The organism is Deltaproteobacteria bacterium, from assembly GCA_026388545.1.
In the GTDB taxonomy this organism is placed as follows: domain Bacteria; phylum Desulfobacterota; class Syntrophia; order Syntrophales; family UBA2185; genus JAPLJS01.
On record JAPLJS010000071.1, the window covers coordinates 45,128 to 57,987 of the forward strand.

At 46.7% G+C, this 12,860-nt stretch carries 16 protein-coding genes; 6 read left to right on the top strand and 10 right to left on the bottom strand.

The window, feature by feature from the left end; all coding sequences use genetic code 11:
• Positions 1 to 40: 40 nt before the first annotated feature.
• Positions 41 to 829, top strand: coding sequence for an alpha/beta hydrolase-fold protein (locus NTW12_08305; GenBank protein ID MCX5846343.1), 789 nt, complete (start codon positions 41 to 43; stop codon positions 827 to 829).
• A 63-nt stretch (positions 830 to 892) separates the two neighbouring features.
• Here the strand turns inward: NTW12_08305 and NTW12_08310 are convergent, their stop codons facing one another.
• The 7 genes from NTW12_08310 to NTW12_08340 form a co-directional block, all read right to left on the bottom strand.
• Entirely contained in the window at positions 893 to 1,285 is a 393-nt protein-coding gene (locus NTW12_08310; GenBank protein ID MCX5846344.1) for a RidA family protein, read from the bottom strand.
• A gap of 459 nt (positions 1,286 to 1,744) precedes the next feature.
• Positions 1,745 to 2,170 (bottom strand): hypothetical protein, encoded by a 426-nt coding sequence (locus tag NTW12_08315; GenBank protein MCX5846345.1) that lies wholly within the window; start codon positions 2,168 to 2,170, stop codon positions 1,745 to 1,747.
• Between the two features lie 178 nt (positions 2,171 to 2,348).
• Complete coding sequence (locus NTW12_08320) at positions 2,349 to 3,038, bottom strand: flavin reductase (GenBank protein ID MCX5846346.1); 690 nt, start codon at positions 3,036 to 3,038, stop codon at positions 2,349 to 2,351.
• A 35-nt stretch (positions 3,039 to 3,073) separates the two neighbouring features.
• Complete coding sequence (locus NTW12_08325) at positions 3,074 to 3,817, bottom strand: hypothetical protein (GenBank protein ID MCX5846347.1); 744 nt, start codon at positions 3,815 to 3,817, stop codon at positions 3,074 to 3,076.
• Between the two features lie 9 nt (positions 3,818 to 3,826).
• Positions 3,827 to 4,537: a YggS family pyridoxal phosphate-dependent enzyme gene (locus NTW12_08330; GenBank protein ID MCX5846348.1), complete on the bottom strand. Its 711-nt coding sequence runs from the start codon at positions 4,535 to 4,537 to the stop codon at positions 3,827 to 3,829.
• Positions 4,515 to 5,135 (bottom strand): Maf family protein, encoded by a 621-nt coding sequence (locus NTW12_08335; protein MCX5846349.1) that lies wholly within the window; start codon positions 5,133 to 5,135, stop codon positions 4,515 to 4,517. Before NTW12_08335 ends, NTW12_08330 begins: the two co-directional genes overlap by 23 nt.
• On the bottom strand, positions 5,135 to 6,211 hold the full coding sequence (locus NTW12_08340; protein MCX5846350.1) for a mannose-1-phosphate guanylyltransferase: 1,077 nt from the start codon (positions 6,209 to 6,211) through the stop codon (positions 5,135 to 5,137). The genes NTW12_08335 and NTW12_08340 overlap by 1 nt, the downstream gene beginning before the upstream one ends.
• A 154-nt stretch (positions 6,212 to 6,365) precedes the next feature.
• On the opposite strand from NTW12_08340, the gene NTW12_08345 reads away from it, so the two are divergent.
• Positions 6,366 to 7,553 carry a class I SAM-dependent rRNA methyltransferase gene (locus NTW12_08345; GenBank protein MCX5846351.1) on the top strand — a complete coding sequence of 396 codons (1,188 nt, stop codon included), beginning with the start codon at positions 6,366 to 6,368 and terminating at the stop codon, positions 7,551 to 7,553.
• A 102-nt stretch (positions 7,554 to 7,655) separates the two neighbouring features.
• Here the strand turns inward: NTW12_08345 and NTW12_08350 are convergent, their stop codons facing one another.
• From NTW12_08350 to NTW12_08360, 3 genes are all read right to left on the bottom strand, one after another.
• Positions 7,656 to 8,099: a DUF3568 family protein gene (locus NTW12_08350; protein MCX5846352.1), complete on the bottom strand. Its 444-nt coding sequence runs from the start codon at positions 8,097 to 8,099 to the stop codon at positions 7,656 to 7,658.
• Positions 8,100 to 8,224: 125 nt separating this feature from the next.
• A complete protein-coding gene (locus NTW12_08355) occupies positions 8,225 to 9,055 on the bottom strand; it encodes a rhomboid family intramembrane serine protease (GenBank protein MCX5846353.1) in 831 nt (276 codons plus the stop codon).
• Between the two features lie 33 nt (positions 9,056 to 9,088).
• On the bottom strand, positions 9,089 to 10,246 hold the full coding sequence (locus tag NTW12_08360; protein ID MCX5846354.1) for a TraB/GumN family protein: 1,158 nt from the start codon (positions 10,244 to 10,246) through the stop codon (positions 9,089 to 9,091).
• 453 nt (positions 10,247 to 10,699) lie between these two features.
• Between NTW12_08360 and NTW12_08365 the strand changes: the two genes are divergently transcribed.
• From NTW12_08365 to NTW12_08380, 4 genes are all read left to right on the top strand, one after another.
• Positions 10,700 to 11,383 (top strand): hypothetical protein, encoded by a 684-nt coding sequence (locus tag NTW12_08365; GenBank protein ID MCX5846355.1) that lies wholly within the window; start codon positions 10,700 to 10,702, stop codon positions 11,381 to 11,383.
• A 128-nt stretch (positions 11,384 to 11,511) separates the two neighbouring features.
• The gene (locus NTW12_08370) at positions 11,512 to 11,943 is read left to right on the top strand and encodes a C-GCAxxG-C-C family protein (protein MCX5846356.1); all 432 of its coding nucleotides are present in this window, start codon (positions 11,512 to 11,514) and stop codon (positions 11,941 to 11,943) included.
• A gap of 61 nt (positions 11,944 to 12,004) precedes the next feature.
• On the top strand, positions 12,005 to 12,331 hold the full coding sequence (locus tag NTW12_08375; GenBank protein ID MCX5846357.1) for an STAS domain-containing protein: 327 nt from the start codon (positions 12,005 to 12,007) through the stop codon (positions 12,329 to 12,331).
• A 9-nt stretch (positions 12,332 to 12,340) separates the two neighbouring features.
• On the top strand, positions 12,341 to 12,775 hold the full coding sequence (locus tag NTW12_08380) for an ATP-binding protein (GenBank protein ID MCX5846358.1): 435 nt from the start codon (positions 12,341 to 12,343) through the stop codon (positions 12,773 to 12,775).
• Positions 12,776 to 12,860: the final 85 nt, after the last annotated feature.

Here is a 12,860-nt window from a genome sequence, read left to right on the forward strand (position 1 = left end):
AATAGAGACGAAACATGCCCATTATTCAATTTGACCAAACATGAGTGACATTCGGATTATCCGTGATTTTTATTCCTACCCGGAAAGGACGGTAAGAACGTTACGCATCTATACCCCGGATGCCTGTTATTCGGAACCGGAACGGCGCCTTCCGGTGCTTTACATGTTTGACGGACAAAATGTATTCAGCCATCCGGAGTCGGCCCTTTACCATACGTGGTGCGCAAACACGACCATGGACTGGCTCGTCATGGAAGGTCGAATCCTGCCCTGGATCATCGTTGCCGTCGATCACCTGCCTGACCGCTTTTCGGAATATTCTCCCTGGTGGGAACCGGCTGTAGAGAGCGGCGGGCGCGGATGGCTGTTCGTCGACTTCCTGGTCAATCATCTGAAGCCGTTTATTGATCAGAGCTATCGCACTCTTACGGAGCCCCATTGGACCGGGGTGATGGGATCAAGTCTTGGCAGTTTGATGAGCCTCGTAACAGGCAGGCTACACCCGGGCATTTTCGGCAGGATCGGCGCTGTCTCCCCTGCGGTTATGTGGGCGGACGGCGAGATATTCCGGTTTTGGTACAGTCCCACCGGTCGCTGGTGCAAAATTTACATGGATACGGGATCGCTCGAACAGTATTGGTTCTCTACTTCCCACCTGGATTACGTTGAGGCGACGAAAGATTTTTACAACCATTTGAAAAGCCTTGGCATAGGAGACCATGAACTGCGCTATGTCGTGGCGCAGAATCATTTCCACAACGAGGAGGCATGGCAGGCCCGCCTGCCGGATATCTTCCAATGGCTTTTAGTGGATGCAAAAGGCATCTGAGGGACTATCAAACGGTCATTTCGAGCCGAAGGCAAGAAAGCCGGAAGCCTTTTTCTTATCCCGTCACTTCCCGCAAATTACTGAAATCTCAATTGATGCGTCCCGCGGCAATTGGGCTGCTTGAACGGTCTCGCGGGCAGGGAGAATATCGCTAAAATATCTGCTGTAAATCTCGTTGAATTTTCCAAAATTACCGAGGTCTTTTAAAAAGACAGAGGCTTTCAGGACATTCTTCAGGCTCATATCGCCCGCTTCTACCACTGCCTTGAGATTTTCAAGAACGAGTGTCACTTCCGCCTCGAAATTCCCGGTTAGTAATTCACCCGTCTTCGGGTCAATGGGAATCATCCCCGAAACAAATAACAGATCGCCATACCGGATTGCCTGGGCATAAGGACCGATAGCCTTGGGGGCGTTGGGAGTGCTTATAATTGTTCTTTCCGATGTCGTATTCATAGTGAGTCTCTTTTCATTTCAAGGAGGAAAACCATCACAGAAAAACAGGAGATTTTTATTGTTGGTATTTCTCCCATTTAGTTGCAAAAAGGATTCAATCTTCAGTAACTTCGTTTAATATAATCTCTACAGTGGGGACAAAATATTCTGTTCGTTGAGTCACAATAAGAATCTTTTGTTTGGCATGATGGGCAATAAAAGATGCTTTTAAAATGGGGTTCGGATTGGGGAAGATCTTTACCACAGAATTGACAGACAACCGCTTCTTTTTTGATAATCTCCGCACAGAAGGGACATTCTGTCATACACTTTCCCTCTAAATAATAACACCAACTTCCCGGCATTCCGCAACGTTAACGGCCCCCAACTCCCAACAGGAAGGTCACGCTAACGTCACACCAAGTCGTCGCCGCTCCAGGATAGTACGTTTCAACGCTTCCTGAGAAATAATCACAGCTTCTATTTCACCACGGATTTTTTCAGCGTAATAAAGGCCGCTTCATTATCACTTGTCGACATGATCACCCTTACAGGACATGCCTCAATGCTTGTCGTTGCATAGATGTATCTGATATTGATCCCCTTGTGCACCAACAAACCCGTAACGGTCTTTAACGCTCCCGGGTTGTTATCGAGTTCAACCAGGATTACGTCGTTTTCCTCAACGGTACCAAACCCTCTCTCTTTTATTGCGTCGCTTGCACGGCGGGTATTGTCTACGACCATCATGATTGTAGACTGGTTTGACCCTGGTATTTCATAGCCTGCAATCGCCTCGATGTTGATTCCGCGATCCGCCAGATACCCTGCCATTACGTCCAACACACCAATTTTGTTGACCACAGTTACCGAGATCTGTTTTGTTAATTGTGCTTTTTTTAACATCTCTTTACCTCCTTTTATCCTTCCAATTTTGTGGTCTGTCCAAACACGGTTTATACGCACATCGTAGGGAACATCAGCTTACGCTATAGACATATAGTTACAGGCGAAGAAATAATGAATGACCCCCCATACTCAATCATATATTTATGTAATTATTTAACATTTATTTATTTTTGTGTCAAACACCTTCTTTCTCGAACTTGGATTTATCGGCGCCACAGACGGGGCATGTCCAGTCTGCGGGGAGGTCTTCAAATGATGTTCCGGGCTTGACACCTGAATCAGGGTCTCCCTTTACCGGATCATAGGTATATCCGCATACTGAGCAGGTATAACTGGCCATCTTTTCGTCCTTTTTGGGAGCTTCCTGATAGGTCGGCGCCGTCTTTGGAGCCTTTCCGCGTTTTACCTCCTGGTAATAGGCATAGGTCATTGGTTCTTCATACTCTTTGAGGACATCGCAGTCCCGCACCTGACCGACAAAGATCGTATGGCTGCCGCAGTCCATCTGATTGATCACCTCGGCCTCTATATAGGCTATGGCATTATCCAGCACAACGGGAACCCCCGTTCCTCCAAGCTTGATATTTACATTTTCAAATTTGTTGATATCCCTTCCGCATTTAAAACCAAAAAGACCGATAAATGGCATCGGCGCCGACTTCGATATGACGGAGACTGCAAATTTCCTGCTTGCCTGGATATATTCATGGGTGAGATTTTGCTTGTTGATGCTCACCGCAACGGTCGGCGGTTCCGATGTCACCTGAAAAGCCGTATTGGCAATCTGTCCGTTGAACTTACCATCTTTCATTGAACTGACAACGTACAGGCCGTAACTCAATTTGTAGAATGCAGTCTTATTCATGTTCTTTTATCTCCTTTACTTCAGGTTTTGTAATGCTATTCTTTTACCTCCGGCGAGGCATTCGGATCAAAGGGGTTCGTCCGCATGGCAAAGGAAAAGAGGTAGGGATAATTTTCCTTCAGGTGCTTCATATAGCTTAGCCACTCCGAAATCAGCAGGCTATATACCCTTTTCATATCATTGGCTATATGCTTCTTGTCCGCTTCCGAAAGCTGCATAATATCAGCCCGTGATTCCATTTCTTCCGTTAAATGAAACACGGCCATGAGAAGATTGGTAAACGTATCATGCTCAAGAAGATTTTGGTTCTCCAAAAGACGAAGCAAAAACTCCCTTTCTCGAATAAGTAACTGTCTCAGTCCTTCCAGGTCACTCTTCGTAATATCAATTTCCTGGTTGTACTGCTTCAAACGATTGCTCATATCGATAAATTGCTTATCGGACCACTTGTCTGTCACCACCAGATCCTGTCGAATTCTCTCCGCTTGAGGATCACAGGCCGAGAATAACCTCAGGAGATCTTTTCCCACTTCACTGAAAAAAGATCCTATGACAATGTTTAATTTTTCAAGAAGAATGCGCTTCTCCCTGACAGCAAGCACTTCATGAATAATCATGGTAACTAAGAGGACTTCGATAAAGACGAAGGCGATATCACTGAGAAATAAAGAAAAAATATGATGGGCATCCCTGAAAATAAGGTAATGAATAAAATAAACAATCGCAGAGAGGGTGATCAGGGATACACCCAAAATGATCTGCCACTTGAAATGCTTCATATCTCCTCCTTAACTGGGCGGTATTACCGATGGTCTTTCCCCAAAGATGCTCCTTCCAACCCTCACGATGGTTGAGCCCTCCTCCACGGCAACCTCGTAGTCTCCCGACATGCCCATGGAGAGTTCCCGCATTTCGACACGCTCCATATTTTCATCGATAATCCTGTCCCTCAGTTCCCGCAGTGCTATAAAATAGGGTCTCGCATCTTCGGGTTCATCGAACCAGGGGGGCATGGTCATCAGACCTTGTATCGAAAGATTGTTGAGGGAAGCAACGTCCCTGATCAACTGTATGGCTTCCTTAGAGGGAACACCGCTTTTTGTCTCCTCCCCGCTGGCGTTAACCTCGATCAGGATTTTCATTACACGGTCAGCAGCTTTCGCTCTCCTGTCGAGTTCGTGAGCCAAATCCATCCTGTCCACGGAATGGATCATATCAAAGAGCTTCACCGCATATTTGGCCTTGTTGCTCTGAAGATAGCCGATCATATGCCACTCGATATTTCTCCCCATTTTTTCAATCTTTCTCTTGGCCTCCTGGATGTAGCTTTCCCCGATGATATCAACACCTGCCTCGATGGCCTCCATAATCAGGTCGTCACCCACCGTTTTGGTCACGGCCATGAGCCTGACATCGGACGCATTTCTGCCGGACCGTACAGCCGCATCGGCAACAGTATTTCTTATGCGCGCAATATTAGCCCTTACGGTTGACTCCATGGCTTCCTCCGTTAAACGCTATTGCCCCGACACTTTTCAGCACATCCACGACCTCGCACAGGGGAAGACCCATGACATTCGTATACGAACCGAATATCTCCTTGATGAAGAAGGCCCCCATACCCTGTACGGCGTATCCTCCCGCCTTGTCGTACGGTTCTTCCGATTGAATATACCACGCCATTTCATCCTCTGGAATTTCCCTGAATCGGACGGAAGACTCAATTGCATCCTTGATGAGAACATGAGCATTCTTTCGTGCGACGGTAAAGCCGGTGAATACCGTATGAACACGCCCGCTCAGCTTGCCCAGCATCTCTTTCGCCTCATCAGGCGTCCGGGGTTTGCCAAGAACTTCACCATTGATGAACACAATGGTATCCGCGCCCATTACCCAGGCATCCGGATGGAGAACGGACGAGCTCCGCGTCTTTTCTTCCGAGAGCCGCAAGACATGTTCCCTCGGCGTCTCTCCCTCCATAAACGCTTCATTAACGAGGCTCGGCATGATCTCAAAGCGCAACCCGAGGAGAGTCAAAAGCTCAATACGGCGGGGAGAGGCGGAGGCCAGAATAAATTTTCCCGACATGACAACCATTAAAGATATTCCTTCATATTTTTGTCTTCCAGGATCTCCACCACCTTCTTTACATCCTGGGAACGGCCCCTCTTACAGATAAGAAGAGAATCTTCCGTCTCGACCACAATCAGGTCTTCCACCCCAACCAGGGCGACCAACTTCCGGGGACTGTGGATGAGAGTATTCTTCGCTTCAACGCCGACAAAAAGACCACGCACATGTGCGGCATTTCCATTTTCATCTTTCTCCGACACCTCCCAGAGGGAATCCCAGCTTCCCATATCAGACCAGCCAAAATCTCCCCTCATGAGAAGGACATTATCAGCCTTTTCCATAACACCATAATCAATGGAACTGGATGTAATCGCGCGATACACACGGTTGACCATTTCCTTTTCCTGCTCTGTTCCTATTGAGTCTTCAATCTGCAACAGACCCTTATGAAGTTCGGGAAGCCACCGCCCGATCGCCCGCAATATCGCGTCAACCCCCCAGACAAACATTCCGCTGTTCCAGTAGAAACCCCCTTTTTCCAGAAAAACCTTCGCCTGATCAAGGGCGGGTTTTTCCCGAATAGATTTTACCTCATAAATTTCTTCACCTTTGATCGTAGCTTTCAGAGACCCCTGTTCGATGTACCCATACCCGGTTTCCGGAAAAGTAGGTTTGATGCCGATGGTGAGTAAATAATCGCCTCGACGTGCCATTTCTGCGGCAAGGGAAAGGAGGCGGCGAAACTGTACCGCATCATTAATCAGATGGTCAGCCGGCAATACAACCATGACGGCATCAGGAGACTTTCTCTTGATATGGAGCGCCGCAAGGCCGATACAGGGCGCGGTATTTCTGCCGACCGGTTCAATAATGATGTTTTCCTCAGGGATCTGGGGCGCTTGTTTCATCAGTTCATCGGCATGACTGAGACCTGTGACAATCAGGATATTTTCCGCAGGGATAAGAGGGAGTATCCTGTCAATGGTTTCCTGGATGATGGTCCTTTCACTTACAATATCCAGCAGATGCTTGGGCATCTTCTCTCTGCTCTTGGGCCAGAAACGCGTACCCTTGCCGCCGGCCATGATGACTGCATACATATTTTCTCTGTATCTCCTTTTTCCCAGGGTGTGACTAACGTATCAAAAGAAATGGTGATTATCAAAAGAAATTTTGTTCACCTTCGTGTAAAGGCCCTTGCATTTTAAGGAATAAGCCGATACATTACCGGAAAACAACATTATTCCTCTTGCCGTGAGACAAAGATATCCCAAAATATTCCTCAAACCAGGTCGTGAAGCCTCGCTGCTTCGGGGGCATCCGTGGATCTTTTCCGGCGCAATTGCCTCCGTGGAAGGAAAACCTGAACCCGGCGACATTGCTGTTGCGGTAACCCACAAAGGGGACCCCCTGGCCCTGGGATTTTACAACCACGTCTCGGACATCTCATTTAGACTGCTGACGAGCGACACATCGACATCTGTCAATCACCTCTTCTGGCAAAAGCGCATCCGGTCGGCACTGGCTTTAAGGGCGAAAGTTGTACCGGAGGGAACAACGGCATATCGCCTGATCAATGCTGAAGGTGATTGGATGCCGGGACTGGTCGTCGACAGATATGACAATTATTTAGTTTTATCCATAGCAACAGCGGGCATGGAGAAACACCGTCAGACTCTTCTAACAGTCCTCTCTGAAGAGATACAACCCCTTGGCATCTACGAACGAAGCGAGGGACGATCACGGCAGTTGGAAGGGTTAGAGGATCATACCGGCCTCGTTTATGGTGAACACCTGCCCGACGTGATCGAGATTACCGAAAATCACCTGCACTTTAACGTGGATATAATTACAGGGCAGAAGACCGGCTTCTTCCTTGATCAACGGCCAAACAGGGAAATTCTTGAAAAGATCAGTATCCAGGCTGCCGTTCTTAACTGCTTCTCATACACCGGCGCTTTTTCCGTTTACTGCGCCCGTGGGGGCGCCAGTCGCGTGATTTCCGTTGAAGCATCGGAAACGGCAAATGAGACAGCCCGTTGGAATCTGAAGAGAAACGGTTTTTCAACAGACAAGCACCCTGCTTTCCGGGCCGATGTATTTACCTACCTCCGTGAGATGGATGAACTCTTCGATGTAATTATTCTGGACCCGCCAGCCTTCGCAAAATCAAAAAAGGACGTGGCAAGAGCGGCGCGGGGATACAAGGATATCAACCTGCAGGCCGCGAGCTCCCTCAGAGAGGGTGGAATACTCGCCACATTTTCCTGCTCCAACTATATCGATGAGATGCTTTTCCAAAAGATTGTCCTCGGCGCCGTGCGTGACGCCGGGAAAACTGCCCGATTGCTTCAAACCCTGGGACCCGGCCCGGATCATCCCACAAATCTTGCGCACCCGGAGGGCCGATATCTCAAGGGATTATTACTCAACGTGTCATGATAGCAGGTTCTTCCCTAAGACCACAAGAGAGACGACGAGGCACTCATCGAAGCGGCGGCACTCCTCAAAGAAAAGAATTTCAATAAGTATAGGGGGTATAAATTACTTTTTTTCCACAATAGCAGGTTTCAGGAGGTTATTGGTAATTTTATCGAGGATAAGCTGTGATGCAATGTTATTGCCCGACAAACCTACGCGAACGGACACTAAGGTTTGATTCTTTGACTCATATTCAACCAATATCTGGATCTTCTCATCATAGACGATGGCGTTCATAGTACCCGACGCTATCTTAAGATTCTTCTCAACGACAGACGCTTTCATATCCGCGAGGGTTTGTTCACATGCCTTCCAGACCTTATCGATGGGGTAGTTGTAACTCGCCATTAAATATCCGTCTGTATAGATGAAATTGCCGGAACTGACGCCGATTGTTTTATCGCCCACTGTTAATGCAGTATCGCAGCCTACGATCAGCAGTATACCTATGAGGGATAACCGTAACCAATGAATGTTCTTCGATATAATGTTCTTTTCCGTATTCATCTGCCAGCTAACCTCCTTACGAAACTTGCCTAATATACTCGGAATTCCTCCCGATAAAGGCGGGCATAGAGAAAATTTAGTGTGTTTTCATGTTAGGATAATATGGTAAACTTGTCAATGTGATTTCAGAAGACGGAAACGCTAAAAGAATAGTACACTGCCTGAAGTATGGCCCATAGCAAAATAACAGTGGTTAAAACAATACAGCCTATTGCCAGAACCTGATGGAGGAGGGTTTCGCTTTTCTTTTCATGATAACCCGTCAAAAAAGCAAACAGAACGCCTGAGGCTATACCTCCCCCATGTGCCCAGTTGTTGATCCCCGGCACCAGAAGGCCGAATAAGACAAGTCCGACAACCCATCCCATGGCTTGCCTGTAAATAACCTCTCCATAAGAGCCTCCTCTGCTTTTCCCATAATAGAGAATGGCGCCGATGAGACCGCAGATGCTGGCCGATGCACCGATAGTAAAGGGAATGCCTGCTAAATAGGACATGAAAAACCCTGCAACACCCGTCACACTATAGATAATAAAAAAACGGTTAAACCCGAACTCACGTAAAACAAACGGCCCCAGTTGACCCAGCGCGGCCATATTAAAAAAGATATGCAGGATACCGCCATGGAGGAAGGAAGCTGAGACCAGTGTCCACCAGCGGCCATAAAAATTAATCGGCATGGTTCCCGTTGCACCAAGAAGGAAGAGGCTCTTATCGGATGGGGATAAAAAGTTCAGGGGATTTGCCGATAACCCCAGACCCGACGGGTTCAAGAATATCGATAGGACAAAGAAGGTAATATTGACATATATTAAGATTTTAACCACATCGATGGAAGCCGCTGAAAATCTGTTTAAAAAAAGTTTTTTCAGCCGCGATCCAGGTTTTGACAACCCGCAATAGGGGCATGCCGGTTCATCAGAGCTGATGAGCTTTCGGCAACTTGGACAAAGCATTGAGTTTTTTTCTCTTACGGACATTTTACAAACCTAAAAATACCTCAGTATTACCGGAATTGCCACAAAGGTGCCGATAGAGGTTGTGATGTTGACGAAGGCGACAAGGAGGAGAATTCGTGTAATTTTGTTACGAAAGAATCCTCGTATGGATGTAATATCGTTTGTCAGGTCGAGGAAATCTTTAACCTGGGGTTTTCGGATTGTCGCTTCAACCAGGCCGGCAACCCACCCGGCGGCTATCAGCGGATGGAGTGTGGTAATGGGTGCAGCAATAGCTGAAGCCGCGATTGTAAGCGGATGAGCCAGAAGGATCAGGGCGCCGACAGCAGAACATGTCGCCGTGATCACGACCCACCACTTGATCATGTTCACGCTTGCCTCAGAGCCCGAATAAAAAAAACCGGCAATGAAAAGACCAATAACGGCAACCGAAAATACCCATCCTGCAAGCTTCGACCAGAGGCCAGGCGGTGGGATTTGATTAATCGCTTCCACGTCGATTTCCCTGCCGAGATTATTTATAACGCCGGGAATATGCCCGGCGCCCACGACGGCAACAATTTTACGGCCTTGAGCATGGCTTATGGTATGCGCGAGGTATTGGTCTCTCTCATCGATCAGGATAGCCTTCAAGTCAGGCAGCTTTTCGCCGACTGTCTGCAATGCCATCTCCAGCACATCGTGTTTCTTGAGTTGTTCTATTTCCTCCTCCGTAATCTCATGTGTGATAAACAAGGAGAAAATCACTTCCGGAATAACCTTCACCTTACTCCGGAAACCCATCATTCGCCAGGCCCGGAGGAGGGTGACACGTATCTCCCGGTCAGCAAGGACAACTTCCGCATCGATTTCTACCGCCTTACTGATCGCCCGGATCATTTCCTCTCCGGGAGTAATGTTAAATTTTTGAGCGATCTTTTTCTGGAATGATAGCATGATCAACTGGAATAAGAGCAGGGCTGTCTGTTTTTCACGAACCACTTTCACAATATCGGTTCCATGCCATTTATCCTTCTGCATGATGGCATCGAAACGCGCTTTACAGAGTTCAACACAAACAACATCGGGTCTTTCCTCTGAAATAACCTTCTCTACCAGTTCGGCACTGTCCCTCGAAACATGGGCAGTACCGATCAGAATAATTTCTCTGCCGCCTAATGTCAGGCGGTGTATATTTTCATGGTTCATAGTGTTACTCTGCAACATTCCACAACCAGACATTGCTCGGGGCGCCGGAATCCATATTCAATCTGTCTTCAGGGAAGTCCTGCACAACGGTTTCATCTTTTGCATGTTTCTCAAATAAGGTCTCAACTCGTCGATTACGATGAGGTGTCGTATTACGAAGGGAAGACAAGCGGTGCTTAAATATTATGTTTTGCTTACCACGCCCATACCATAAATCGCAAGCAAGATTTCAAACCGGTCTTCCATTCTTTGTAATACCCCTTTTAACTTGACATGCCCTCTTAACTCAGTTATTTTTTGATAAAGAATAATTTTATTGCATCTCTTTTTTAGCAGAATATTCTGATGTTGCTGTCTATTAACATCGGCCTGAATAGAGTACGGACGTGGCATCATTATAAACGACATTTTAATTACTATTACAGAGGAAGGCAGGAAGGAAGTTACGTTTACATGGATATACAGGAATGGGCTGAAGATTTAATAAATGAAGTCTGTGAAAAATGGGAAACTTTCGAGTACAAATACGGTTTCAGTGAACATGGCTTTCGGGTATTCTACTCTCCTGTTCGTATAAATCCAGACCTGATGATTATCGGATACAATCCCGGCAATGACGATAAGCCTTTTAGTAAAGACGAGGACAGCCTGCTCCCGGAAGCTCATGAATATTTTTATCATAAATCGAAGATAGCAAGAAAGACGAAATACCTGTTCGAAAGCATCGAAAAGGATGATTGGTTGGAAGGCAGTGTAAAACTCAATCTGGTTTTCTTCGGCAGTGAAAATGAGGCACAATGGGAAACTATGGGGAAAGACCTCAGGAATGAACTGGAAATGTTCTGTTTTAGCAAGGTAAATGATATTATCGATACCCTCATGCCGCGATATATAATAACGGAAGGCCTTAACGTTTTTGATACCCTTACAAATTCTGTATTGATGGGGTGTGATAAACCGGAGGGTGAAATCGGCCTCGGCGGCAGAAAAATCTACACCAGGAGCAGATATAGTCATAGTCAAATAATCGGTTTAGCTCACCTGACGAAAGACCGGATTAGCTATCCTGACTGGAACAATATTAAGAAATTCCTGAAAGCCGATTTGAAAGAATTACACCAGATATACCTTCATTAAAAATCCCTCCCAACCTCCCTTTGCCAAAGGGAGGAGTTCATGGTTTCCCCCTTTGCAAAGGGGGATCAAGGGGGATTTAGAGCAAGACGACTCACCGGTCATTATAACAAACAAAGGAGGAGTGAAAAATGGCTAAGGAAGAAAAGATTGAAGCGATCAGACAAAGGGCAAGGAAAAATTTTTCTCTGGGGTACAACTGCGCCGAGTGCGTTACTGAGGCAGTGTTAAGTCTGGTTGAAACAGGATTACCTGCAGAAGCAAAGAAAATGGCAACTGGATTTGGAGGCGGTATCGGTCTCTACGGGGACACCTGCGGAGCCCTTGTCGGCGCCGTCATGGCGGTGAGTGCGGTCCATGGAAGAAGCTCCCTTCCCGAGGGTGAAGGTAAAGAAGCCATGTTAAAGGGCAAGGAGCAACTTTATGGAAGGCCGGGACTCTATAGATTATTCAATCAGATACCCAATCGACTTAAAGAGAAGTACGGCAAGACCATCTGCCGGGAACTGACTTCTCAATGGCAGACAACCTGGCTCTGTCGCGATCATGCCCCATGGAATTAATTGAAAAAGGACTTCTTGTTAAATTCAAAAATATTTAATCAGGAAGTATGGGGTGACATTTATGGAAATTCAGACAGCGAAAGAAAAGAATACGGTTGTTGTTTCCGTCAAAGGCAAAATCGATGCCGTTACGGCGCCGGAATTTGAAAAAGCGCTTTCGAATTTGATTGCCCAGGGCGAAACTTTTTTTCTTCTCAACTTCAGCGGGCTTGAATACATCAGCAGCACGGGCTTGCGAAGCATCCTCGCTGCGGCAAAACAGTTAAAGGCAAAAGAAGGGAAGATTCTTTTCTCCGGCCTTCGGGGACCCGTTAAAGATGTTTTTAATATCTCGGGTTTCGGTACCATCTTCAAGATATTTGAAACCCAGGAAGATGCATTGAAGTAGGTCAAATTTATGGCCATACCCGCAACTATTACATTGCCTGCAAGATTAGACTCCCTCTATAATTTCATGGACTTCGTGTCCTCCTGCGCCAGAGAGCAGGGATTCAGCAATGAGAGGATAAGCGAGATAGAACTGGCCCTGGAGGAAGTCCTTGTCAACATCTTTAATTATGCCTACAAAGATAGCGGTCTTAACGGTAACGTAGAGATTAACTGCAAGCTTGCCGATACGCAGAGTTTTGTCATAGAAATCGCAGATACAGGTGTACCATTCGATATATTGTCTGTCCGTGAACCGGACGTATCCGCTGAGATTGATAAACGCCCAATCGGGGGATTGGGGGTATACTTTGTTAAACGATTAATGGATGACATAAAATACAAGCGTGAGGCGGGAAAAAATATTCTCACCCTTATGGTACGCAAGACAGAACATAAATCTTGACATCACCTCCTAAAAAGCTTCCCCTCCCCAAACTTCCCTCCCCTGGTGAGAGGGGCTGCTGAGCAATGCTTTTAACTTAAGCTCC